Here is a 25,876-nt window from a genome sequence, read left to right as displayed (position 1 = left end):
CCCGCCGAGCGGTTCGGTGCTTGTGTTGCGACGATCAGTTGAAATCACCCCCCAATTCAGGACATTAAAACCCAATCTGCACGTGCCCATGAGCAGACCTTATGTAATTTACAAATAGGCAATAGTTGGCCGAGCTTTGGCTTGCCAATATATGGCCATGCGATACGTTAACGAAATGGCAAGGGCACCCCAGAGAATTGTCGAAGCGGCGATTATTGAGCGCATAGGCCCGGTGACGGCCCATGATCTACTCGCGATGTCTGACGATAGTTGGGGCCTCCTGCGCGACCAGATCACCGATCGGCGCAACGGTAAAGACGGCCTCGTCGCCAAGTGCATGGCCTGCGAATGCGAAGTCTATATCCGCGCGCCAAAGTCGCGTGGCATCCCCCGGCCAGCTTTCTGGCACTACTCAGGCAGCGACCAGTCCTGTCCGTGGTATCAGGGACGTAACCTTAATCCTGACGAAGCACGGGCGGCTCAATACGAAGGCCGGCAGGAATCGCTTTTCCACCGACAAATGTGCGAGCAAGTAGGGGAACTCGTCGCTCTTGATGATCGCTATATCGTGCACACTGTTGCCGAGTATCTACCGCCGACAGACAACGAGCATGGTCGTTATCCCGACATATACGTGGAATGGGAGGACTACGGCCCGTTTGCGGTCGAATTCCAAATGTCCGGCACGTTCCAGACGGAAATCTCGGCACGGTGTAAACACTATGAACGAGAGGGCATCCCGTTGCTCTGGATTCTGTTCGGCATCGAAACACTTGGCGATTTGCCGCAGAGTTTCGTCGACGTGATCCGCCGCCATCGCGGAAACGCCTTCGTCCTCGATCCAGCAGCCATTGCAGCATCGCGCGAACAAAAGACGCTCTTGCTTTCCTGCTATCTTCGCAACGCCAACGGTGAGCTCGATCCGCCAATGCTTGTGCGGTTTGACGGGTTGACCGTACCGCGCTCTAAGCTGCCTTATCATGAAGATCGAATCGTGAAGCCGCATCTGGACAAGATCGATGAAATTCGCGGTCCTTGGTTTGCAGCACTCAAAAAGTGGAAAGACCGTTTCAAGCGGTTGAACGATCTTGACCGGCCCGAAAGTCTGCTGCTCGCGGCCGCGTTCTCGATAGTCGCGACGGCGGCGAGCGGTAAGGTCGTCAACTATGCAAGCGAGCAGAGCAGTATTTCTGCAATGCTGAACACTTACCTGCATAACGGAGACTTCGCGCGCTACACGAACCTGCTGACGCGGCTGATCGAAAACACCACTATTGGTCCTTCGATCAAGTCAACTGTTTGGGAACATACGCGACGCCATAGCGACGATGATCAAGCAGACGAGAATTCGCCGGAATGGCGCCTGCTCCGCAGATTATTACCTGAAGCATTTAATCCCGTACTCAGGGAGGAGTTGCTGTATTTGGATGCGTTACCAAATTGGGTAAGAATATAATTTCTTTCTACTTATTCAGATCAACAAAATATGCTACCGAACTACGAAAATCTAGGGGCATTTATGAGAGCTTGTCGCATCGGCGTTAGCCATTTTCGGGGGATCAAAGCCGCTACGCTTTTGTTGCCTAAACATGCTGTTCTCATTGGAGACAACAACACCGGCAAGACTACCATTCTTGAAGCTTTGGATCTTGCCTTGGGGCCAGATCGCCTCAACCGTTTCACTCCCATTGATGAGCACGACTTCTTTCAAGGACAGTATCTAACCAAAAAGCCGGATGGCGAAGATGAGACCGAAGAAGTTGAGGTGGTGGAAGAGCAACCAGTAGAGACCGTTCAAGGTGCAGTTGAAGTCGCTCAAGCGACAGATGCTGAACCTGCTGAAACACCTCGCATTGAAGTCGAAGTTGCTATCGCTGATCTCTCAGAAGAGCAAAAGGCCCGTTTTGGTGACTATGTCGAGTTTTGGGACGCGGAAGCAGACAAGTTCTACGACGACCCGAACCCAGAAGGTGTTGACCCCAACCATATTACCGAAGCCCTGCGTGTCACCTTTCACGGCTGGTATGACGCTGACGAGGATGACTTTCAGGGCAAGACTTATTTTGCACGCAGCCTGAATGAAGGCGGCACACCTGTTGAGTTTCGAAAGAAGGATAAGCAGATATGTGGCTTCCTCTACCTTCGTTCCCTGCGTACGGGAAGCCGTGCTTTGAGCCTGGAGCGCGGTAGTCTGCTCGACATCATCCTGCGGCTTAAGGAAGTCCGCCCGCAGATGTGGGAGGATACTATCGACAAGCTGGCGGATTTTACAGTCGCAGCGGACCCCGAATTGGGCATCTCCGGGATTTTAGAGAGCATTAATACGGCACTGAAGAAATACGTTCCCAAGGAGTGGGGCGTTGAGCCTCACCTCAAAGTTTCAAATCTCACCAGAGAGCATCTCCGGAAAGTCATTACAGCCTTCATCGCAACAGGCGAGGGTAATCATGCCGCTCCCTTCTATCGGCAAGGCACTGGAACCATCAACATGTTGGTGCTTGCAATGCTGTCACAAATTGCCGCTGATAAACAAAACGTCATATTCGCGATGGAAGAACCTGAAACGGCCATTCCACCCTATGCCCAAAAACGTATCGTTCACGAAATCCGTTCGCTTGCTTCACAGGCGATCTTCACGTCCCACTCTCCATACGTTCTCGAAGAGTTTGCACTTGATGAGACCGTGGTGCTCGGTCGAAATAAAGTCGGCGAGTTATGCCGACAGTCCATCACGCTCCCTGCCAACTTGAAACTAAAGACCTACCGGCAAGATTTCCGAACACGGTTCTGCGAAGGTTTGCTGTCGCGGCGTGTTCTGGTTGCGGAGGGCGAAACGGAAACCACTGCTTTCCCAGTCGTTTGCCGCCGATTGGCAGAGTTGAATCCAGCGAGCTACAAATCTTTAGAGGTCTTGGGGGTTTGCACTTTGAACGCAGGTAGTGACTCCAAGATCGCTGGCATTGCCAAGCTTTTTGGAGACCTTGGCAAGAGTACCTTTGCGCTTTGTGACAAACAGGACGCCGCAGACCAGGCTGCTATTGAAGCTGAAGTCGAGCTTCTTCTCATGCACGAGAAAAAGGGAATCGAAGCATTGGTGCTTGAGGGTACTACGGACGCCGCCCTTCAGCGATTTGCAGCTACGCTGGAGTGGCCACCGCACCTGACTCAGAAATACCCCGATCCGATTGCGGACGCCCGCAATGCACTCTCCGAATATTTTGCATGGGCGAAAGGCAATTGGGGACTAGCGGACTTCCTCGCTCAATGCACTGAAGCCGAGATTCCGGAGTGGTTGCGCGAAGCGTGCCAGAAACTGATGCAGGTTTGTGAGCCTGCATCAGCCGAGGAAGAAGCCGATGCTCCCGCCGACGAAAAACCCGAGTTCGGGGCCGCTGCCAATGGAGCTGACTGAGAAGCAGCTTCAGGTTTTGGCCACTGATGGGCATTTGCTCGTAACTGGCGGGCCGGGCTCCGGGAAGACAACAATATCAATCTTGAAGGCTGCCCAGCTTGCTGAGAGCGACCTCAAGCCTCAGCAGAAGGTGCTCTTCTTGAGCTTCGCACGCGCTACCGTTTCTCGCGTCGTAGAAGCGATTGAGCAAGAGCAGAGCATTGCACGCGAGACTAGGAGGCAAATTGAGGTCGAGACCTACCATTCTTTCTTCTGGCGAATTCTAAAGACGCACGGCTACCTTATCGGCCTGCCGCGCCGCTTGGATATCCTCACCCCACCTGCCGAGGCCATTGGCCTTTCTGACATTCGGAATAGGTTTGACGCGGATAATAAACTCTCGGCGCAGGAGAAGAAGGACAAGAAAGACACTGAGGTTGCGGAGAGGAAGCGGCTTGCCTCCGAGGAGGGCCGCATCTGCTTTGACCTCTTTGCGCCTTTTGTCGGTGATTTACTTCATGGGAGCGACCGGCTGCGACGCCTGCTGGCAACGATGTATCCGACCATCATTCTAGATGAGTTTCAGGATACAAACGCCGAGCAATGGCATGTCGTTAAAGCTATTGGAGCTTGCTCAAATCTCATTGCCTTGGCTGATCCTGAACAACGCATCTTCGATTTCATCGGAGCCGATCCCGAACGCCTCGACCATTTCCGAGACGCCTTCAATCCTACTGAGATTGACTTCAGCGATGCCAATCATCGCAGCGCTGGCACTGATATCGCTAAATTCGGCAACGATGTTCTCTCCGGAGCTTTTGGGCAGGACAAATACGAAGGGATCGATTGCCTCCTTTTTGAACCGTATGCGGATCAAGCAATGACGGCGCTGGTTACGACCGTCTACAAGGCTCGAAAGCGCCTGGTTGATGCAGGAATAATCAACTGGTCTTTGGCCATCCTTGTACCCACCAAGAAGATGACGCGTCTCGTCTCCGATAAATTTCGCGAACCTCCGGCAGGTATGCAGGCTATCTCGCATAATGCGATCATTGAGTTGGAAGGTGCAATCCTTGGCTCAGAAATTATCGCACACCTTTTGCAGTCGCATGACGTGGGCCATACCGAAGCATTCGTGGACCTGCTCTGCAATTACTTTCAAGGAAAGGGTGGAGACAAACCGACGAAAGGGGCGTTGAAGGAAGCAGTTGGTCTGCGCAAGGCCTATGCAAAATGGTGTGCAGCGCTTGATGCAGGAAAGAAGCCTCCCAGCAATAGCGTTCTCAAATCCACCTTTATAGTCTATGATGAGGCGCGCGCCGTTGAGTTGACCGGCGACCCCGACAAGGATTGGCGCGCGGTCAGGGCAGTGTTGGAAAAAGGCGGATGCAAACGACTAAAGGAGGTCGGCGCAGAGGTTCGCAACATTCGCCTTTTAGAACGAGGTGCCCAGCTAAGACTGGAGCTTGCTCAAAATTGGCGTGACAACGGCTGCTACACAAATGCTTTAGAAATTGTCCGGCAGGCGTTTGTGCAGGATCACTTTGCCACCAGTGCGAAACCCGAAACTGGTGTGGTGGTCATGAACATGCACAAGGCCAAGGGAAAGCAGTTCGATGAAGTTATCATTTTCGAAGGCTGGCCACGAATTGTGAAAGGGCAGATAGTTGCTAATGTCGATCGTATTGTTCGCGGCAATAATCGAGCTGAAGTCAACGATGGATCACGGCAAAACTTTCGTGTCAGCGTGACCCGAGGTCGCAAACAAATCACTATTCTGACCCCGAAAAGCGACCCGTGTGTGTTGTTGGTATCCGAAAAATAGAGCGGTTGTTCGCGTGTAAATAGCGGTTTGTGGCGCGCATCCACCGAAAGCAGACATTCCGCTATCGGCCCAGAAGCAGCCTTTCTCGCGGGCGTATCTAAACGACTGCTTCCCACGCCAATAGCTGCCAGTGACATGCACCAAATTTGACTGATCGAGAGTGATATTCATATCTGCACAAAGTTATCACTTTGAAGGAGTTCTCATTCGGAAACCCGAACAGCGTGACGAACCCTTTATCTAGACCAATTTGCATTTCGAATCGAAGCAATACCAAGCCTCTTCCGATATGAATTTGACACATATTTCTAGTTTTCTTGGCGATGAGCGAAAAGAACGAAGAAAATTTTTAACGTCCCATGCTGTGCGTAATAGTCCGAGGTGATCCCGTTGGGTGGCTGCAACGCTTTTCGTTCCTCTTTTGTTCTTTCCTACAGACACTGTTTCTGCATATCAATCCTATTGTCAAAAGGGCCAGTGTGCCCGGACAGGTACAATTGGAAAACGACGATGGCATTTCATGGGCCATCAGGTTTTCGCAAAACTAAGGCCTGCCAAAGGCAATATTGATCCTTTTGACACTCCAGCAACCCCCCAAGGAGTGCACTATGATCGAAGCAGAACTACTCACCTGTCAGGACGTCATGCGCCTGACCAGCATCAGGAGCCGAACAACCGTTTGGCGGCGCGTCCGCAAGGGCGACTTTCCTTCCCCGATTGATATCGGCAACGGGCGCATCCGTTGGCGAACCAGCGACATTACTGACTGGATCGAGACGCTGCCCGAGCGCCGTTACTGACCAGCGCATTCTCTCCCCCAAATCATTCCTCAGGACAAAATCCATGTTTAACACATTAAAACGCCGCCTTGCCCGTATCAAAAAACAACCAGATTATATGGAACTTCTGCGTAACATTGGACGCCTCACAAGCGACGATGCAGATGGCCGATGCTATCGCCGGAGCATCGGCTTCTGGTCTTTATTTAGTCGCCCCATCACACTCAATTATCACGGTGTATGTACCTTCATGTTTCTCGAAGGCCCCAATCACGTTGTGGGGCGCTATGCAATTCCTCTGTGTGCCAGAATCGAGATTGATGGTGATTGGATCATTCTTGATCCCATTGCCGCCTTGCAACTGACGGCAGATGTTCAAAAGCAGTTTGATGATCTCATCATAAATCACCCGCTGGTCAAACAGGCATGCGAATATGGCAAGTCTCCATCCACCGAACCAAGCCGGGACATTTGCGATCCCGAGTATCACGGGAAAATCAATGACTGGGTAGCAGAGCTTATCAACAAGGAGCTTCGCGCCAACCATTTGCCAAAGCTGCTCGAAGGCTCGTCCGAAACATCAAAACCGCAAGAAGTTTTATGATGTTTGGACGATATTCTCCGGAGAATAATTGTGCCCGCGATACTTCGTATCGGAGCAGCAATTTAGATACACACCTCACGCACGGGTGCATGCCTGTTTTCTGCCATTTTTTGAGAGTGCGATCAGGATACGCGGCCAAAACGGCGCTAACAAATCCCTTAAAACTGCCGTTTTTTGAGAGTGCGCGCCGCACTCTGATGGGAGCGGAGCTATGAAATATGTCCAGTTTACCGTGAGGGTCAGTCCAAGCCATTTTCGGCTGCTTTCAAGCCTGGCCGAACGGCGCAAAATTACCCGCTACAAGATGCTCGGTCATGTCATTTCTAAAGGGCTTTTGGCCTATGATCTGGACGCCAGTGCGCCTGTGGAATCGGCTCAAATCGTTTCCGAAATTGCTGAACTCTCTAACCGCTTGGCAGAGATCGACCGGGTATTGGACCGCACCCTTTTTACCGCCTGCGCGGCCTATTCCTATGCGCGCAATTCAGCCCTCGAAACAAAGCGCGATGACAAGCAAATTGCCGCCGAAGCCCTGGCTGCATTCGAGCGCCAGCGCGCCATCGCGGAGGTCAAATCATGAGCTATCAGGATGATCGCAGAAGCATTTCCCATGCCCTTTTCCGGGTGCGGATGCAGAACCAGTCTTACCGTATCTCATTCGCATTCAGACTGATTGCCGCCATCACATTTATCGGCGCGGTGTTGGTTCCAACGCAGACGCTGGTTGCTTCGGTTTCTGCGCTTTCCAGCGCAGGTCAGGCCGCGAGCTATTATGAGGCCGATGATTATTATGCCGAAGGCGGGTTAGCGCCGTCTGAGTGGCAGGGCGAAGGCGCAGAGGCGCTTGGCCTTTCCGGAGATGTGGATCGCGAGCAGTTCAAGGATTTGCTTGAAGGCAAAGTTGCGGGCGAGCAGCTTGGGACGATCCGCGATGGTAAGCTGGAGCATCGCCCCGGATGGGATATCACCTTGAGCGCGCCCAAATCGGTGTCGATCATGGCCGAGGTTGCAGGCGACAGGCGGCTCATTAGTGCTCATAGCGAGGCGGTCAAAACCGCTTTGGGCTTTGTCGAAAAGCATATGGCGGCAACGCGCATAAGAGAAGATGGCGTTGTCACCCGCGAGGCGACCGGCAATCTCGCCATTGCTTCTTTTCAGCATGGCACGAGCCGTGCGCAAGACCCGCAGCTTCATACGCATAACGTGATACTGAACACTACACAGGACAAGGACGGCAATTGGCGCAGTCTCGAACCACGCGCCATTTATCAGCTGCAAAAACAGATTGGCGCGGTGTACCGGCAGGAACTGGCATTAAAAATTCGCGAGCTGGGTTATCAAATCGAAACAGCCAAGGAATCCATGTTCGAGATGAAAGGCGTCTCGAAAGATGTGATCAATGCCTTTAGCGGGCGCAGTGCTGCCATTGAAGATCGATTGGCAGAGCGTGGCAAAACCCGTGAGCAGGCCAGCGCCGCTGAGAAACAGATCGCGGCGCTTGATACGCGTGATGGCAAGCGCGGTATCGATCATGCAAAGCTGGTCAAGGATTGGCGCGCTACCGCAGATGCGGCAGGCTTTGGCTTCGCAGACCGCTTGGCATTGACCGACAATGCCAAATCGCAGGCTGCGAATAACGTAGCGTCCGACGCCATTGCTGCAAAAGGCCAAATCACGGCTGAACGCGCGGTCGCGCACGCCATCCAGAATTTAAGCGAGCGGCAATCGGTTTTTGCGGAGAGCAGTTTGGAAGAAGCCGCCGGAAGATTTGGATTGGGTCATGTCAGTCATTCCCAGATCCAAAGCGCCATTAATGCTGCCACAAATGCAGGCGATTTGTTACCGCGCAGTTTTGAAGACAAACGCGGCGCGGAATTTTCCGGCTTCACCACCCGCGAAAATCTGGAGATCGAACAGCGCATGTTGAAAAGCGAACAAATAGCTCGTGGCATCATGCCCGCGATCAGTTCACCAATTGTCGCAGCGAAAGCCGTTGCCAGTGCCTCAGCCGAGGCGCAAAAAATGGGATTGCCCTGGAACAAGGACCAGCGGTCATCAACCACGCAGCTATTGGTAAGCCGCAATCGCATCATAGCGTTGCAAGGCTATGCGGGTACCGCAAAAACAACAACTGTATTGGTGACTTATGCAAAGGAGGCAGAAGCGCGGGGGTTTAGCGTGACGGCGCTTGCGCCCACGGCATCGGCGGCGATGACTTTGGGTAATGCGCTCGATACGCGGGCTGACACCGTAGCGCGGCATCTGTTGTCATCAGCCAATGCGGGCAGCGATAAATCCGTCTGGATAGTGGATGAAGCATCGCTTCTATCATCCCGCGATACCGCGAAGCTGTTCGATATGGCCGAGAAGCAGGATGCACGGGTGCTTCTGGTGGGTGATATCAAGCAACTAGGATCGGTCGAAGCGGGAGCCGCTTTCGCGCAGCTTCAATCCGCTGGCATGGAAACCGCCAAGCTGGGCGAGATTTTGCGCCAGACCAATAGCGCGACAAAGGAAGCCGTATTGGCTTCGATTGAAGGCGATGCCAGAAAGGCGCTGGCTGCGATCAATGGCGGTGGTGGCAGGATTGTTGAAACTGCGGAACGCGAAGATCGTTTTGCAGCTATCCCCATTCATCGCGCGCCGCCAGATCACGCACCGCCATCGGTGGATGGCTTTGCATCGGCTGGAAAATCTCGTGGCGGCCTAGCCGGGAAAACAGCGACCGCTCTTCCTTGAATTTCGACATGTCTGTCAATACGTCCAGCCGGAAATCGCGTCTGTTGAACTTGCCCTTGCCCAGATAGGCCCATTCAACCACCACGATGGGATCGCCATCGGCCCCCTTCATCGTCATCGCATCGCCATGGATCAGGTTGAGCGAGAGGATATGGCTGGCTGCGCGATAGAGCTCGTCCGTTTCGTTAAGTCCAAGATATTCGGCGAACACCGCTAGCATGTTTGCGCGGCATTCGGCGATATTATCGGCCAACAGCTCGATCCCGTACAGGCTGGTCAGCGCGAGAAGCGCGTAATGATTCTTCTCGAATGCCGACTTGCCATATTTCGTCTCCACTGCCGCGAGCTTGCGTTGCAGCACAGGCACCAGGAAATTGCCGCTGCCGCATGCTGGCTCCAGAAAGCGGGAGTCAATTCGCTCCGTCTCGCCCTTGACCAGATCGAGCATCTTCTCGACCAGCCAGGGCGGCGTAAACACCTCGCCATGATCGGCAACGCGCTTTTTAGATTTGATCAGGTCCGTTGAAGGCGCAGTCGATTGGCTTTTCATATGGCCCTGCTTTTGCGGTTCCGCGTCCCGCGACGCAGAACGAATCTCGCTATCAGTTTTCGTTTCGATTGGCATTGATTGCTTTCTAGCAGCCGATTGCTCCACTTGATAGCGACCTATGAATTCTAACGAACGAATGATGTGATCAGGTGCTTTTGCTTTTCCAACGTCCCAGCTTTGAACATCTTCACGCTCTACCCTGAACTCGATCGCAACATCCGAGAGTGTGAAACCAGCTGCAAGTCGGGAATCCGCGAACGAACGAGCTGCGTTCATGACGCTCCAGCTTTCGAGAGCAGGGTAATGTCGGATACTCGTCCATCATACCCTTTCGTTTGCCAGATTTGCTGACCATTTTTATCGTCGCAAGTTACATCAATAAGGCTAAGCTTACGCGCCAACTCTTGCTCCCCCCTTAGAATAGTTTCGAATCACAAACTTATAGTCCGATGTTCCACAAACATTGTTCCATAATTTGGAATATTTTTATAGTTTGATTTACTAGATGTTTCTGAAGATCGAAGATTGCCTTTGATCTGCTTACCTCGTTTTCAAGCACCCTTCACTGACCGAACGCGGACTGCCGTCAATGCCCGGCCCGCGCCGGTTCTCTGCGTTCACCCGTGTTGGGCATGACGCCCGTCCTTTTTCGTCCGGTCTTTTGGTTCGGTGCAACGAGCCAATCAGACAAGAAAGGAAATTCTCATGGCAAATGCATCTACATCAACAAACGGCGAACCCAAGGTTCCAGACTTCCATGCCTGGCATGTCAGCAACAAAGGCGAGAAAGGTTTTTGGACCAAAGTCGGAGCCGCATGGCCGCACCGCGACGGCAAGGGACTTTCGATCCAGTTGGATATTCTTCCGATCAACGGTCGCATTGTTCTTCGCAAGCCTCTGGAGTCGACCGAACAGGGAGCGGGCGCATGAGCGCCCGCCACATCCTGCTCTGGCAGGACATTCGCATCATGATCGTTCACAAGCCAGAATATTTTACCGGCACAGATCATCTCGAAATTACCAGCGAAGGATCAGTCCCGCTTCCCATAACCGAAACCGGCTATCGCTCCCATTTTATGCCTTCCAGCACATTGGAAAACCACAGTGACGCATTGGCTTTCGTCGCAAAATGGCTGGACGAAGCCAGTCAGTCGAAACAATGGCAGAAGCATCTCGCTGAATCTCGGCAAATGAGTCTGTTCTGACTCTTATCATTTCAGATCTTCTAAGGTCACGTAAGAATGATGTAGCCGGGCTTAATCGGTCAAAGCTTTGGATTTTCGCCAGCACGCAGAGCATCCAGATAGTCGCTCCACCACTGCGCCATCCGCACCCGTTCATCCCAATAGTTGCCGCGATTATAGACGCCGCGCACCGCATTGCTGTCACCATGCGCGAGCGCGCGTTCAATCGCATCGGGGTGCCATTTCCCACTTTCGTTCAGAAAAGTCGAAGCGGTCGAACGCAGTCCGTGCGCGGTAATTTCTTCCTTGCCAAATCCCATCCGCCGAAACGCGACGTTCACTGTGTTTTCGCTCATCGGACGGGCGGATGCATATAATGACGGGAAGATATAACCGTCACCGCCCATCTTTGCCTTGTAATGCTCAAGATATTCCAGGACTTGGCGCGACAGTGGCACCGCATGGGTACGCCGCGCCTTCATCTTGCCCGCCGGGATGGTCCAAACTTTCTTGTCCCAATCGATTTCTTTCCATTCGCCGTGCCGCAGTTCGCCGGGGCGGACGAACACATGGGGCGCAACGCGCAACGCTGCTTTGGTGATTGGACTGCATTCGAAATTTTCAATGGCGCGCAGCAGTTCACCTAGTTTTTCAGGCTCCAATATCGCCGCATAGTGCCGCGCCTTTGGCGACACCAATGCACCTTGCAAGATCGCAGTTGGATCGCTTTGACAGCGTCCAGTGGCAGCGCCATAGCGAAAAACTCTGCTGGCAAAGGATTTGCACTTTTTCGCAGATTCCAGATTGCCGCGCGCTTCCATCTTCTTGAGCGGGGCCAGCATCATTTGCGGATCAACATCGGCAATCGGCATGTCGCCGATGGCAGGTTTCAGAAGATCGAGAAACCAGCGTGCCTTTCGTAAAGTCGCCTCGGCGCGACCTGCGCGCACCATATTATCTTCGATATATTCGAGTGCTACCGATTCAAAAGTATGCTCCGATCCTTGTTTTTCCAACGACTTTTCGCGCATCCGCTCCGCCATCGGATCAGTGCCTTCCAGTATTTGAAGGCGCGCTGTTTCACACAGCCGACGTGCATTGGCCAAGCCAACATCCGGAAAAGGCCCCAAAGACAACTTTTTCTCTTTTCCCCGGAAACGGTACTTCAAATACCAAAGCTTTGATCCATTTGGTTTTATTAAAAGGTACAAACCCCGCCCATCGGCCTTTTTATAAGGTTTCGCCTTCGGCTTAAACGACCGGATTTCTGAGATATTTAGTGGCATTTGGGGGCCTCACTTTTCACGAAAATAGGGAAAAAGCGATAGAGCCCCCAATGAGGCCCCCAATTCGAGCGAAATAGGGTGAAACATAGCTAAACTCCAATGAACGTCATTAGAGATATTATGGCAGAAAACTGCGGTTTATGCAACGATTTGGGATTTTCTGAAAAGAACAAATGGTGCCCAGAAGAGGACTCGAACCTCCACATCCTTGCGAATACATGCACCTGAAGCATGCGCGTCTACCAATTCCGCCATCTGGGCACGGGGTAGGCGACGCGCTTAGCGGCATTCAAAGACCATTGTCAATGCTCGTTGATCGGTCTTTTACGCATGTCTCCCCAGACGACCAAAATTAGTGCCGGACTCATAATTCTTCTGGCTATCGTCCGGCTATATTCTCCCGATCTCAAAACGGGCTGTGAGTGTATGCTGACCGATATGCGCCGCGGCAATGCGCCATTCATCTACGGCGGCAAATGAGCCGATAGCAGAACGCCTGTTTTCAACGAGCCACAGCGCAATGCGGACCGTCAGATCCTTGCGGAATCGATCAATGCGATGGGTCCCATGGCAGACCCCAGCCAGTGCAGAACCAAGTTGCTGTTCAGAATGAATATTTGGCTGACACCTGCACCTTTTGCAAATTGCCAGATTCGCCATCTTCCAGTTCACGGTTGGCATACATAAATTCTATTCCCAGATCGAGCGGTGGAACCGGTGAGTAGATTATATTCGCAAAGGCATTCCAGCTTTCATCGGTTACACCGCCGGTCGTAAGTGCCACTGGATTATCCGCTTTAAAATAACTGCCGGAAACTGTGGACCGGACATTGTCCCTCCACATATGGCGATAGGCAAGAAACCCGGAATAGGTAGCAATCGGATCAAGGCTGCCGTCGACGCGCAATGCGGCATCGTTGACGATATTTAGACCAATATAGCGTCCCAGTCCCTGGCCGGCGGTCGCCATGAAACGGACATCATCACGCGAACCCAGATTGACTTTACCGGACAGGCTTAGGCCATAGCCAATAGCGCTATCGGAAATCAGACCGAAATCATCGGGTTTCACCCGCAGCACTCGCCCGATGGCTGCGGCGGTAAGATGGCCGAAATCGCCTGTATGATTATAGCGCAAGACTATATCCGGAACACTGTCATCACCGGCCACAACGCGGGTCCCCGTGGGACTGGTCACCGTTGTTTCGGGCTGTTCAACCGCAATTTGAAGAGCACCATTCGTGTAGCGGATCATCGGTTGACGATCAAAGACCGTACCAGGAGTGGGGCCAATAAAGTCCAGCGCTTCGGGTAGAGCGCCCACATCTTGAAATGTGGACCAGGCCTGACCGAATAGCCAGTTGTCGAATGTGATATAGGCTTGTCGCAGACGCGGCGTATAGCTATTTGAAACACGCTCATCACCGCCGCTGGTGACCATGAAGTCCATCTCGATTTTTGAACCCAGTTTATGGTCTTCACCAACATCGGTGCTGGTTTCAAGGATGAAGCGACTTTGGCGCGCACTGAAATCCGTATCAAATCCGGAAGAAGCTCCGCCAACCGGTATGGCACCGGGGATCAAAAAGTCGCGCACGATGCTACCGGTTCCAACCTGACCGCCGCTGGTGCGTTGTGAAATGGCATCTATTTTTACATAACCGCCGTAAGTCACCCGCGTTTTTCCAACATTGAAACCATTACCGCCAGAGGACTGCTCCGCGACTTTGCTTTCCACCGCCGCTGTCCGTTCAGCAAGGGCGCGCGCCTCAGAAATTGCTTGCTGGGCCTGTCGGGCAACGGCGACATCGGTTGCCGCCGGTACATCCTCTTTGGCATCCATGCGTTCAATCAATCCGGTTACCAATGCTTCCAACCGATCCAGTCGCGCATCGACATCGCCATTTTGGGCCCACGCTGGTGTCGTACTCAGCATTGTCGCGGATAGTAATAATCCCTTGATCAAAACGCTTCCAGCATTGGCCATGTGCCATCCTCCCTTTCGTTTATATTCCAGCAAGAATGACAGGTGAACTGACAAAGGGAAATTAGCCAATGGTCTATACGACCAATGTCCTATTCAAAACCAATGGACGTTTCGGATAGACTGGCTTTGATATTACACAATATGGGGAGATGATCATGTCGGACGGCGTGGATATAAAAGCCAGAGCAGGCGAGAATACTGCCATTCCATCACCACAGGAAGGAGCTTCAACCTATTGCACCTCCGAGGATTATGGCCGCTTATATGCAGAAAGCATATCCAATCCCGACTCATTCTGGGCGAAGCAAGCAGAGCGACTAGACTGGATCGCCAAGCCTTCCCAGATATCCAATTGGTCCTTCGATCCCGTGTCGATTAAATGGTATGAAGATGGCAGCCTGAACATTTGTCATAATGCCATCGATCGTCATGTCGAGGCGGGTAAGGGAGATGTGACGGCGCTGATTTTTGAACCGGATGATCCGCAGTCGGACGCGCGCAAACTGACCTATGCTGAGCTTCTGGCGGAGGTCATCAAAATGGCTGGCTCTCTTAAGAAAATGGGGGTCAAAAAGGGTGACCGGATTACAATATATATGCCCATGATTGTCGAGGGCGCGGTTGCTATGCTGGCCTGCTCCAGGATTGGCGCGGTCCACTCCGTGGTGTTTGGCGGTTTCTCTCCCGAAGCACTGGCGGGACGGATTGAGGATTGCAAAAGCCGATTTGTGATTACGGCAGATGCAGGGCTGCGCGGCGGGAAGACCGTGCCCCTGAAGGCCAATGTTGATGCAGCGTTGGACCATGGCGGAGTGGATGTAGGGGCGGTGTTGGTGGTGGGCCATACTGGCATTGATGTCGCGATGACCGAAGGCCGCGATCACTGGTATCACGAGATTGGCAAAGATGTCGACGCTGACTGCCCTTGTGAACCCATGAATGCCGAGGACCCGTTATTCATACTTTACACATCGGGATCGACGGGCACTCCGAAGGGAGTATTGCACACAACCGGTGGCTATGCAGTCTGGGTGGCAACCACTTTTCATTACGTGTTTGATTATAAGCCGGGCGAAATATTCTGGTGCAGCGCAGACATCGGCTGGATCACCGGACATAGTTACATTGTCTATGGTCCGCTCCTGAACGGCGCTACGGAAGTGATGTTCGAGGGCATTCCCAACTATCCCGATTTCGGTCGATTCTGGGAAGTGGTGGAGAAACATAAGGTCAATATCTTCTACACAGCGCCGACCGCCATCCGTGCCCTGATGCGTGAAGGCGATGCACCGGTGAAGGCGCATGATCGCTCCTCCATTCGCCTGCTCGGCACGGTTGGCGAACCGATTAATCCCGAAGCCTGGCGCTGGTATTATGACGTGGTCGGCGAAGGCAAGTCGCCCATCATCGATACCTGGTGGCAGACAGAAACCGGCGGCGTGATGATCACCACCCTGCCCGGCGCGCATGGCATGAAACCGGGCAGCGCAGGTTTGCCGTTCTTTGGCATCCAGCCACAACTGGTTGACAATGATGGTGCCGTGCTGGATGGCGCGACCGACGGGAATCTCTGCATTACTGCCAGCTGGCCGGGACAAGCACGGTCAGTTTATGGCGATCACGAACGGTTCATTCAAACCTATTTCTCTACTTATAAGGGTAAATATTTTACCGGCGATGGCTGCAAGCGCGATGCGGATGGTTATTACTGGATTACCGGCCGGGTCGATGATGTCATCAACGTCTCGGGCCATCGCATGGGCACGGCGGAGGTTGAAAGCGCGCTTGTTTCCCACGCACTTGTCGCGGAAGCCGCGGTTGTCGGATATCCACATGATATCAAGGGACAGGGTATCTATTGCTATGTAACGCTAAACGCAGGCGAGGAATCGTCTGATGCAATGGTTGCCGAACTGCGCGCCCATGTCCGTACCGAAATCGGTCCTATAGCCACACCCGATCATCTCCACCTGACCCCTGCGCTCCCCAAGACCCGTTCGGGTAAAATCATGCGGCGGATTTTGCGGAAGATAGCCGAGAATGACTATGGCGCGCTCGGCGATACTTCCACACTTGCAGATCCCGGCGTTGTTGATAGTCTGATCGATGGAAGGTTAAACAGATAAGCTATGGCCCGCATCATCATCGCTGACGACCACCCGCTATTCAGGGTTGCATTATGTCAAGCGGTGCTGAAAGTCTGGCCGCAAGCAGAATTGGTGGAAACGGAAACTGTGGCCGGGGCCAATGTCGCGGCCAAAGCCGGTCCGGCGGATCTGCTACTCCTCGACCTACATATGGAAGACAGCGACGGGCTCACCGCATTGCTGGACCTTCGACACGAATTCCCTGCACTTCCCGTTGTGGTCGTATCCGCCAGCGAAGACAGCCGTGTTGTTTCTGCCTGCCAAAGCTTGGGCGCATCAGGCTTCATTCCCAAATCGGCCGATCTCGACGTGATGCGCGAAGCGCTAGCCCAAATCAGGGATGGCGATGTCTGGTTTAATATTGAAGCGACCGAAAGCGAAGAAGATACGGCGCTGTTCGACAAGCTCGCGAGTCTGACACCCGCACAGAGACGAATTTTGAACTTGGTCAGCCAAGGCATGCTCAACAAGCAGATTGCCTATCAGATGGAGATTAGTGAAGCGACGGTTAAAGCCCACATAACCGCCATTTTCAGGAAGCTCGGCGTGGTAAATCGCACGCAGGCCGTGCTGGTGGCAAAGCAGCTAGACATTGGACTGCCGGAAGTCAAATCAGCCTGATCTCAGCCTTTACGAAGGGTCTGACTGATCAATGCGCGAAGGACCGCAGGGGATGCGGGCTTTAGCAATCGTTCAACGGACAATCGGATGCCGACCTCTCTGGTGCGGTCAGAATCCTCTGCGGTTACCAATATTCCTGCCGTCGGCGTTCCCCATTTATCAATCAGCTTTTCAAACAGCTGATCGCCTGTCCAGCCATCGTCCAGTTGATAGTCGAAAATCACCATATCGGGTGGATCAGCAAATGCGTCATAGGCCTGCTCCGGCCCCAAAGCCGTTTTAATCTCGCACCCCCAACGCTCAAGCAACGCGGATAGTGAATTCAGAGCATCTTGATCATTGTCGATATAAAGGACGGTCCGGCCTGCCAGATCTGACACATTGGATTTGCTTGTTTTGGGTAGGATTTCATCGGTTGATTGCGCCGCAGCCAAATCAAGGAGGAGCGAAAAACTGCTACCCTCTCCCGGCTTCGATTCAACCACAATTTCGGTGTTAAGCAAACGCGCGATACGCTGTGATATGGACAAGCCAAGACCAGCACCTTCTTTCTTTTTGTGCGTCCCGACCTGGTGGAACTCTTCAAAAATTCGCTGATGTTCTGCGCTATCAATGCCTGGTCCGGTATCAACGACCCGGATACAGGCCTGATCGCACTTGCTGTCTACCGTCAAAGAAACGGATCCAGTTTCGGTATAGCGCACAGCATTGGCGACAAGATTTTGCAGGATGCTGAGCAACAAGTTGCGATCTGTCTCAACCCATAGTTCAGTCGCAGGCACTGCCAATATGATTCCTTTTTCTTTCGATGCCCGGTTAAACTCGGAGCGCAGGTCGTCAAACAATGGTGACAGCGGAAATGTTGTTATTTTGGGTTGCAATCCGCCGCTATCCAGTTTGGATATGTCGAGCAGCGCACGAAGCAGGCGATCTGCCATTTCGATCGAACGGTCTATATCATTGGCGAGCTTTTTCGCTCTGGGCTGCTGCGTGCCGATCTCCTCGTCGAGCGCGGATGTGAATAATCTTGCTGCATTCAGCGGCTGGACAAGGTCATGGCTGGCGGCTGCCAGAAAACGGGTTTTGGACCGGGTCGCCTTTTCAAGCGCGGCATTGGCTTCGGTAAGCTGCAAGGTGCGCTCTTCAACCTTTGCTTCCAGCGCCCGCTCCGACCTCCGATCGGCGGTAATGTCCGTATAGCTGGTCACATAGCCACCAGTCGGCGTCGGATTTCCCAATATGCGCAATATCCGGCCATCGGCTTGTTCGCGCTCCAAACCATGTTTGCGGCCGGAACGCATATGATTGAGCCGCTTTGCGATTTCCGCTGTCACTTGATTTTCGTTCAGTCCGTTGCGCCTGATATTATAGCCAATCAGATCCGAGATAGGGCAGCCCACAGCGACGAGATCATCGGGTAGATCAAACATCTCCACATAGCGGTTGTTCCAAGCTACCAACCGCATGTCATTGTCAACGACCGCGACGCCCTGATCAATATTCTCAATCGCTGTCTGGAGCAAATCACCGCTAAATTGGAGGCGCTGCGAGGTTTCATCGAACATCGCAACAACCTGCTCCAGCGGTATCGGATCACCCTCCGTTGTCGAAACGATAATGGCTCTAGCAGATGATGCGCCTAGCACGCCGGAGAGTTGCCGTTCAATCATTTCGATCAGGCGATTGTCCGCAATATCAAGGTCGGAATAGCGTCGACCCAACTGCTCACCAAGTTGTTGTATCGCCCCGCGGCTGCGCGTTTCACCGACAAATTGCCGAAGCAGCAGGCGATAGTCGGCAACGCGCATCTTTTCTGATGCATGGCTGCCATCCGCCACCCGATAATCCATCCCGATAAATGCAGCCGACTGCGCCTTGTCGATGATATTCGCCTGCGTGTAGAGGGAGAATAATATATAGGCGCCTATGTTGATGCCGAGACTGACAATCACCGCAGAAACCAATATATCGTCTGCAATCTGGATCACCGGGCGCGTGTTAAGGTAGGTGGGGACTATCAGCAGGATCAACCACGCTGCAAAGCCCAGTACCAATCCTGCGATCATCCCTTTCCGGTGACCGCGCTTCCAGAACAAGCCGCCAATCAAACCTGGCGCGAACTGCGAAACCGCAGCGAATGAAATCGTCCCCAGTCCGGCCAGCGTAGAGGCGCTGTTGATGGTGCGATAATATAGAAAGGCGAGGAACAGCAGGCCGACAATGGTCAGGCGCCTTATCCACAGCAACGATTTACCCAGCATGGCATGCCTGGTTTTCCGGCGATAAAATAGCGGTACGATCAGGTCGTTGGTGATCATCGTCGATAGCGCCACGGTCGTGACAATCACCATGCCGGTCGCTGCTGAAAATCCACCAATAAAAACCAATATGGCGAGCCAGTCAGCGCCCGCGCTCAACGGCAATGCGAGCATCAGCATATCGGGGTTCATTTGATCAGCGGACAAGGCCGACGTTCCAGCAATGGCGATCGGAAAGACGACCAACGCGATCAGAACAAGATAGGCGGGAAAAACGAACCGCATCGGCCCGTCCGGACGATCTTTTTGGGCTTCTACAATGGTCATGTGAAATTGACGCGGCAAACATAAGGCCGCACAGCCAGAAATAAGCGTCAGTACCGCAAACCGGCTATCCATCTGCTCTGCTTTGAAAATATCGCCAAACCCGCCCGAAGACGAAATTTGCACTGCATTGGTTCCGGTAAGCATCAGGCCGGCGAATAGCGCGACTGCCAACAAGGCCAGCATTTTCACGACTGCCTCCGCAGCGATGGTCAATACCAGACCTCGATTATGCTGGGTGAGATCGACCTGCCGCGCGCCGAATAATATGGCAAATAATGCCATTACGGCTGCTACTCCCAATACGATATCGTCGGAATTGACCAACGCGCCCATGTCTGGTGACAATGCCGACAGGGTCTGACCAACGGATTTCAGTTGCAAGGCAACATAAGGCAAAAGACCGATAGTGGCGATGATGGTCACCAGGCCGGCCACTGCGCCGCTTTTCCCGTAGCGCGTCGACAGGAAATCCGCGATCGAGGTGCTATGTTGCGCCTTGCCGATTCGCAGGATGCGCGCCACAAGACCATATCCGAGTGTGAACAACAATATCGGCCCCAGATAGATTGGCAGAAAATGCCAACCTCGGGATACGGCTGTTCCTACAGCACCATAGAATGTCCAACTGGTGCAATAAACGGCGAGAGAGAGCCCATAGATCCAGGATTGTGTGCGAGGCCCGAGAGGAAGATGTCCGCTATCACCTCGTAGCGCCAACCAGAATAAGCCGGTAGCATAGAGCACTGCAATTGCCAGTGCGATCCATAAGATCATCTTTTCCTCCCTAGCCGACTAGATAACATATCAACGCACCCTCCGCCCGGACAAATAAAAAGGGCGGCGAAAAACGCCGCCCTTTCTTCCTCGGGAGGGAACTGATTAATGCGAGGCCGCTTCTCCCGCTCCACGTGGCACGCGGATCGAGTCGATCATCTTGAGCACCTCCACCGGCGGCGAGGCGGTCATTTTCGATACCGCAATTGCGATAGCGAAATTGATGACCATGCCGACCACACCAATGCCCTCTGGAGAGATGCCAAACAGCCAGTTCGCCGCTACATTGGCTTCCGGCGCGACCAGCTTGAAATAGGCGATGTAGCTGAAGGTAAATACCAGCCCGCTTACCATCCCGGCAATCGCACCTTCCTTGTTCATGGATTTCCAGAAGATGCCCATGAAAATGGCCGGGAATAAGGATGCTGCCGCCAGACCAAAGGCAAATGCCACAACCTGCGCCACCCATCCCGGAGGATAGATGCCAAGATACCCCGCCACCACGATCGCTGCTGTTGCCGCGATACGTGCTGCCATCAATTCGCCTTTCTCCGTGATTTGCGGACGGAAAGTCTGTTTCAGCAAGTCATGACTGATCGACGATGAAATTACCAACAGCAAACCCGCCGCCGTCGATAGCGCTGCAGCCAAGCCGCCAGCGGCCACCAAAGCAATCACCCAACCAGGAAGATTTGCAATTTCCGGATTGGCGAGCACCATGATGTCTTTATCGACATAGACCTCATTGTCGCTTTCTGCATTGACCGCATTGGCAATCAGTCGTTCTCCGTTTTTACCGGTTTCCCCGGTAAACGCAGGACTGCCGGCAAAGGCATCACCGGAACGATATTCCATCTTGCCGTCACCATTTTTGTCGGTCCAGGCGATCAGGTCATTGGCTTCCCAGTTCTTGAACCATGCCGGTGCTTCAGCATATTCGGTCTGATCAACCGTTTCGATAAAATTGATCCGCGCAAACGCGCCAATCGCAGGTGCAGTGGTATAAAGCAGCGCAATGAAGATCAGGGCCCAGCCTGCAGATTTGCGAGCATCTGATGCCTTGGGCACAGTGAAGAACCGGACGATCACATGCGGCAACCCAGCCGTACCGACCATCAACGCAGCCGTGATGCAGAACACGTCGATCATCGATTTGGACCCGTCGGTATAGGCGCCAAAGCCCATATCCTGAAGCACCAGATCAAGCTTCTGCAGCACGTATAACCCCGAGCCGTCATTGACCGTCGATCCCAGCCCCAACTGGGGTATCGGATTGCCGGTCACCAGAAAGCTGATGAAAAATGCCGGCACCATATAGGCAAAGATCAGCACGCAATATTGTGCGACTTGCGTATAGGTGACGCCTTTCATCCCGCCGAGCACAGCATAAAAGAATACGATGCCCATTCCGATAATCACGCCGAGCGTGATCGGTACGTCAAGAAAGCGGGAAAAGACGATCCCGACCCCGCGCATCTGCCCTGCAATATAAGTGAAACTGATGAAGATCAGGCAGATAACCGCAACCACACGCGCCGTTTTCGAATAATAGCGCGTGCCGATAAAATCGGGCACCGTAAATTGTCCGAATTTGCGCAGATAGGGCGCCAGCAATAAAGCCAGCACCACATAGCCGCCTGTCCAGCCCATCAGGTAGACCGAGCCGTCATAGCCGGCGAAAGCGATGATACCCGCCATCGAGATAAAGCTGGCCGCCGACATCCAGTCAGCCGCCGTGGCCATGCCATTGACGACCGGGTGAACCCCGCCGCCGGCAACATAGAATTCCTTGGTCGATCCGGCCCGCGTCCATATCGCAATGCCGATATAGAGGGAGAAAGAGAGACCGACGAAAAGATAGATTAATGTCTGTGTATCCATGTCAGCCTCCCTCAATCATCCAGATCATATTTGCGTTCGATCCTCTTCATCTTCCAGGTGTAGTAGAAGATGAGAAGAACGAAGACGTAGATCGACCCTTGTTGTGCAAACCAGAAGCCCAGAGGATATCCGCCAAGCGAAAACTGATCGAGAAAATCACGGAACAGGATACCCGCACCGAATGACACGACGAACCAGACCGTCATTAATGTCCAAAGCAGCCTGATATTTTCCGACCAATAGGCCTTTCTATTTGCGTCGGCTTCGCCGTCTGATTCCGGATTACCCTTCGGCTCCGGAATGGATATGTCTTTGTCGGTCATGCTTATCCTCCCCTATTTTGTTTCACGTCATGGCCGTTTTCTGACCATTCTCCTGCAAAGTTAAAGGGGATGCAGAAATTTGATAGAGAGACTTTGGTCTAATAGGCGCGCGAAACAGACTTAGCCCTTCATAAGAACGGCTTTGAGCAACAGATTTTCGACTTTGTGGCGCGCACGTTGGGCCAGAAACAGCTCGCCGCATGCAATGGCATCCGTCAGACCATCATGTGCGCGATATGCAGGCAAACCATATTGCGAGCGCAATTTGCCCAGACGCAGACCATCTGCCGTCCGCTGTTTCGGAAACCATCGTTTCTCAAGTTGCATGGTACAAATAAAACGTCCGACGAAGGGGACACCAAAGCAGCGTAAACAAGCGATATTCAAGAATGAGTGTTCAATTGTAGCCGCGTGCGCGACAATCGCGGACCCCTTCAACTCGTTCAGCAGCAAGGCCAGGATATCTGGTTCCAAGCCCCCTTCTAGTGCGGCATCATCTGTAATGCGGTGAATGACCACAGCGGATTCTTTAAGCCGGTTTTCCGGCCTAATTCGCAATCGCTGTGCCGTTTTTAGCTTCAACGCCCGATCAATAATGTGGACCCAGCCCGCCTCCAGCAGTTGAGCGTCCTTCTCCAGCCCGTCACTTTCAAAATCAAGTGCAACCAGTGGCGTGTCATCCAGCAAATTGTCTTCCGGCAGCAGGACATCATAATAGTCTTGCATCGGTGTGAATTGAGCCGCCTCTTTTGCGCGCTGCCAATCCCGTACAAATCTTTTTCTTTCGAACCAGTTCTGCCAATCGAGTTTCACGAGATACCGCCCGCATATTTGCGACTGATTTTGTCCATATGGTCCCGTATGATATGGAAAGCATCTTTCAGATGCTCCCGCTCGAACCGGGATAGCGCTTTGGGCGAAAGATTGTTGGTGGGCGCTTTGCCGCGTTTGATCTGATCGGACTGATGGCGGAACCGGACGCCGCGGATAAATTCAAAACAATCGATGATGTCGGAGACTGCTTCCTCACTTAACTCGTGGTGCTCGGCGGCCATTTTCAAGCGTTCTTCGCTGTTCACTTCAGCCAGCCCAAGCGCCAGCGCGTAGACCCGGGCAATATCGACCACCGGTGCTATCGCCTGATGTTTCAGGTCAAGCACATCGCCTTCCTTCTCATCATGTTGCAGCAGAAAATTGCGGAAAAAACCCAATGGAACTTTGGTGTTCGACGCGGCGCGCGCGATGAAAGAGAGAAATATTTTGTTTGCGCTGCTCCATTCAAAAACCTGCGTGCGGAGGCAGGCAACCAGATCTTCTTCGCCAGCGACGCAGCGCATATCAAAGAAAATCGTGGTGTTTAGGACGTTTTCCGGATCGGGTTTGTCAATCCATTCATGGTAGCGCTTTTGCCACACCGCGAGGGGTTGCCGCCATTTCTCGTTTGTCGCCATGATATCACCCGGACAATAGATATAGCCTGCACTGTTCAGCCCGTCGCACAATAGTTCAGCAAGCTGCTCAAAATATGGTCCGTGCTCGACGGCGTTATAGCTATCATCAAGAATAAACCCATTGTCCTGGTCCGATCCGCCGGCCTGTTCCTGACGAGCGAGAGATCCGAAAACAACAAGAGAATAAGGAACCGGCGGCGGCCCCAACTGTTCTTCGGCCAGTTTCAGCAACTGTTGGTGAGTGGTTTCCCCGATATTCGAGACGAAGCGCGCGGCATGACCGGCATCAACCCCGGCTTCAACCAGATTGGTCAGAACCGCATTCACCCGCTGTGCCGCTATGGCAACCGCCGCTGCATCAGGGGCCGCTTTGATCTCGGCTACCACCTGCAGCGCGTTCATACCAAATCGAGTGAGCAAGTCGTTCGAACTGATCACACCAACAATCCGGCTGGCGCCATCAACAACCGGAATATGGTGAATATTTTTCTGGGACATAACCAGCATCGCGGATAGTAAATCATCATCCAATGACATGGTAATAGGATCTGGCGTCATCACGCGGGAAACCGGCTCATCCAGCGAGATATCCCGACCCAGTACCCGGCGACGCAGATCCTTGTCTGTCAATATTCCCACCAGCTTGCGTTGAGCGGTTAATGGCAAGGTCGACACATCTGCCCCGGTCATCAGTTTCGCCGCATCACGGATCGTGTCGCCAGGACTTGCGGTCACCACATCTTTGCGACGCAGCAGGGTTTCCAGCTTCACCGCAGTCATCGCGGCATCGCCGTTGCTATTTTCAGTTCGGCGCAAGCCATCAACTGCGCGGCGCAACCGCTCGGCCTCGTCCTTGGCAAAAAAGGCCTTCAATGTTTCTTGCTTTTCCATCAGATTAAGAAATTGGGATTTGGGAAGCTGATAGATCAGGCAATCTTCAAGCGCGATTACCTTATTGCGGGTGACCTCGTGGTGCAGCAGCGATGGATAACCATAGACACCGCCTTCACCCAACCGGTCATTCAGCTCTGTTCCACCCAATCGCAGTTCAACCGCGCCAGACCGCACGATACCCAATACGAAATTTTCTTTGCCGGCATCGATAATCACCGTCCCGCGCGGGAAATAACGAATCTCGATTTTCCGCGCAATGGAAGCAATGACATCAGTTGAAAGCGTATCAAACGGCGCGTGCCGGTTAAGAAACGAAATGACCTCATCAATTTCCACGGAAACCTCCTCGGTTAATATTGCATAGCATAGGAGAGAGACGCTATTAGCCAAAGGTATGACTGGCATTAAAAAATTCAGATCCATGTCCGTTTTTACACGGTGCTTTCAACCGGTTGCCCCAGACATTAAGCTATGTCGCCGAAAGGCCGCGATGGTTCTGATATTGCATCTCAAGGCCGACAATTACGATGTTCGCCTTTAGGCGGCGACCGTTATCTATCGAACGGCCGGAACTCGGCTCGAAGCGAAAAGGTGGATTTTGCCAGCAAGGGCGCTCATTCTCATCGAGCGTAACTTCCCAAAGCGCTAAACATCAGACATCTCGCGCTCGCTTCATACTGCCATAGCGCTCCAATGGACAGAAGCCCTGATTTTTGGACAGGGGCATTGTTAAAATCCGGTCGCTCACCAAACCGACACAAAAAACCCCGCGCGAGGCGGGGTGTTCTGTTTGGTTGCGGGAGTAGGATTTGAACCTACGACCTTCAGGTTATGAGCCTGACGAGCTACCGGACT

19 protein-coding genes and 1 tRNA gene are annotated in these 25,876 nt (G+C 53.0%); 11 read left to right on the top strand and 9 right to left on the bottom strand.

The window, feature by feature from the left end:
- Positions 1-175: 175 nt before the first annotated feature.
- The 7 genes from ACN0VD_RS15235 to mobF all read left to right on the top strand — a co-directional run bounded on the left by ACN0VD_RS15235 (position 176) and on the right by mobF (position 9,338).
- The gene (locus ACN0VD_RS15235; protein ID WP_417595775.1) at positions 176-1,456 is read left to right on the top strand and encodes a hypothetical protein; all 1,281 of its coding nucleotides are present in this window, start codon (positions 176-178) and stop codon (positions 1,454-1,456) included.
- 30 nt (positions 1,457-1,486) lie between these two features.
- Complete coding sequence (locus ACN0VD_RS15230; protein WP_417595773.1) at positions 1,487-3,412, top strand: ATP-dependent nuclease; 1,926 nt, start codon at positions 1,487-1,489, stop codon at positions 3,410-3,412.
- Positions 3,399-5,216: a UvrD-helicase domain-containing protein gene (locus tag ACN0VD_RS15225; protein WP_417595771.1), complete on the top strand. Its 1,818-nt coding sequence runs from the start codon at positions 3,399-3,401 to the stop codon at positions 5,214-5,216. The genes ACN0VD_RS15230 and ACN0VD_RS15225 overlap by 14 nt, the downstream gene beginning before the upstream one ends.
- Before the next feature lie 608 nt (positions 5,217-5,824).
- Positions 5,825-6,016 (top strand): helix-turn-helix transcriptional regulator, encoded by a 192-nt coding sequence (locus ACN0VD_RS15220; protein ID WP_417595769.1) that lies wholly within the window; start codon positions 5,825-5,827, stop codon positions 6,014-6,016.
- A gap of 43 nt (positions 6,017-6,059) precedes the next feature.
- Positions 6,060-6,599 carry a hypothetical protein gene (locus tag ACN0VD_RS15215; RefSeq protein WP_417595767.1) on the top strand — a complete coding sequence of 180 codons (540 nt, stop codon included), beginning with the start codon at positions 6,060-6,062 and terminating at the stop codon, positions 6,597-6,599.
- Between the two features lie 211 nt (positions 6,600-6,810).
- The gene (locus ACN0VD_RS15210) at positions 6,811-7,179 is read left to right on the top strand and encodes a hypothetical protein (RefSeq protein WP_417595765.1); all 369 of its coding nucleotides are present in this window, start codon (positions 6,811-6,813) and stop codon (positions 7,177-7,179) included.
- Positions 7,176-9,338, top strand: coding sequence for a MobF family relaxase (gene mobF, locus ACN0VD_RS15205; RefSeq protein ID WP_417595763.1), 2,163 nt, complete (start codon positions 7,176-7,178; stop codon positions 9,336-9,338). Before ACN0VD_RS15210 ends, mobF begins: the two co-directional genes overlap by 4 nt.
- Here mobF and ACN0VD_RS15200 read toward each other — a convergent pair.
- Positions 9,223-9,888, bottom strand: a complete 666-nt coding sequence (locus ACN0VD_RS15200; RefSeq protein WP_417595761.1) for a DNA methyltransferase — start codon at positions 9,886-9,888, stop codon at positions 9,223-9,225. The two genes, mobF and ACN0VD_RS15200, sit on opposite strands and share 116 nt — an antisense overlap.
- 705 nt (positions 9,889-10,593) lie before the next feature.
- Between ACN0VD_RS15200 and ACN0VD_RS15195 the strand changes: the two genes are divergently transcribed.
- Together ACN0VD_RS15195 and ACN0VD_RS15190 are read left to right on the top strand one after the other, a co-directional pair.
- Positions 10,594-10,818, top strand: a complete 225-nt coding sequence (locus ACN0VD_RS15195) for a hypothetical protein (RefSeq protein WP_417595759.1) — start codon at positions 10,594-10,596, stop codon at positions 10,816-10,818.
- Positions 10,815-11,093, top strand: a complete 279-nt coding sequence (locus tag ACN0VD_RS15190) for a hypothetical protein (protein WP_417595757.1) — start codon at positions 10,815-10,817, stop codon at positions 11,091-11,093. Before ACN0VD_RS15195 ends, ACN0VD_RS15190 begins: the two co-directional genes overlap by 4 nt.
- Positions 11,094-11,152: 59 nt before the next feature.
- On the opposite strand, the gene ACN0VD_RS15185 is transcribed toward ACN0VD_RS15190, so the two are convergent.
- From ACN0VD_RS15185 to ACN0VD_RS15175, 3 genes are all read right to left on the bottom strand, one after another.
- Entirely contained in the window at positions 11,153-12,358 is a 1,206-nt protein-coding gene (locus ACN0VD_RS15185) for a tyrosine-type recombinase/integrase (RefSeq protein WP_417595755.1), read from the bottom strand.
- A gap of 174 nt (positions 12,359-12,532) precedes the next feature.
- A tRNA-Leu gene (locus ACN0VD_RS15180) sits at positions 12,533-12,619 on the bottom strand.
- Between the two features lie 343 nt (positions 12,620-12,962).
- Complete coding sequence (locus ACN0VD_RS15175; RefSeq protein WP_417595753.1) at positions 12,963-14,345, bottom strand: DcaP family trimeric outer membrane transporter; 1,383 nt, start codon at positions 14,343-14,345, stop codon at positions 12,963-12,965.
- 155 nt (positions 14,346-14,500) lie between these two features.
- Between ACN0VD_RS15175 and acs the strand changes: the two genes are divergently transcribed.
- Both acs and ACN0VD_RS15165 read left to right on the top strand, forming a co-directional pair.
- Positions 14,501-16,471 carry an acetate--CoA ligase gene (gene acs, locus ACN0VD_RS15170; RefSeq protein ID WP_417595751.1) on the top strand — a complete coding sequence of 657 codons (1,971 nt, stop codon included), beginning with the start codon at positions 14,501-14,503 and terminating at the stop codon, positions 16,469-16,471.
- A 3-nt stretch (positions 16,472-16,474) separates the two neighbouring features.
- Positions 16,475-17,113, top strand: coding sequence for a LuxR C-terminal-related transcriptional regulator (locus ACN0VD_RS15165; RefSeq protein WP_417595749.1), 639 nt, complete (start codon positions 16,475-16,477; stop codon positions 17,111-17,113).
- A gap of 2 nt (positions 17,114-17,115) precedes the next feature.
- On the opposite strand, the gene ACN0VD_RS15160 is transcribed toward ACN0VD_RS15165, so the two are convergent.
- The 5 genes from ACN0VD_RS15160 to ACN0VD_RS15140 all read right to left on the bottom strand — a co-directional run bounded on the left by ACN0VD_RS15160 (position 17,116) and on the right by ACN0VD_RS15140 (position 25,357).
- Positions 17,116-20,472 carry a PAS-domain containing protein gene (locus ACN0VD_RS15160; RefSeq protein WP_417595747.1) on the bottom strand — a complete coding sequence of 1,119 codons (3,357 nt, stop codon included), beginning with the start codon at positions 20,470-20,472 and terminating at the stop codon, positions 17,116-17,118.
- A gap of 105 nt (positions 20,473-20,577) precedes the next feature.
- Positions 20,578-22,353 carry a sodium:solute symporter family protein gene (locus ACN0VD_RS15155; protein WP_417595745.1) on the bottom strand — a complete coding sequence of 592 codons (1,776 nt, stop codon included), beginning with the start codon at positions 22,351-22,353 and terminating at the stop codon, positions 20,578-20,580.
- Between the two features lie 11 nt (positions 22,354-22,364).
- Complete coding sequence (locus tag ACN0VD_RS15150; protein ID WP_417595743.1) at positions 22,365-22,676, bottom strand: DUF4212 domain-containing protein; 312 nt, start codon at positions 22,674-22,676, stop codon at positions 22,365-22,367.
- A 120-nt stretch (positions 22,677-22,796) separates the two neighbouring features.
- Positions 22,797-23,489 (bottom strand): exonuclease domain-containing protein, encoded by a 693-nt coding sequence (locus tag ACN0VD_RS15145; RefSeq protein WP_417595741.1) that lies wholly within the window; start codon positions 23,487-23,489, stop codon positions 22,797-22,799.
- Complete coding sequence (locus ACN0VD_RS15140; protein ID WP_417595739.1) at positions 23,486-25,357, bottom strand: DUF294 nucleotidyltransferase-like domain-containing protein; 1,872 nt, start codon at positions 25,355-25,357, stop codon at positions 23,486-23,488. Before ACN0VD_RS15140 ends, ACN0VD_RS15145 begins: the two co-directional genes overlap by 4 nt.
- Between the last annotated feature and the right edge of the window lie 519 nt (positions 25,358-25,876).

The sequence above is a fragment of the Parasphingorhabdus sp. genome (genome assembly GCF_048267785.1).
In the GTDB taxonomy this organism is placed as follows: Bacteria; Pseudomonadota; Alphaproteobacteria; order Sphingomonadales; family Sphingomonadaceae; genus Parasphingorhabdus.
Note: the sequence above shows the minus strand (reverse complement) of the source record. Positions and strands in the feature narration are given on the sequence as shown.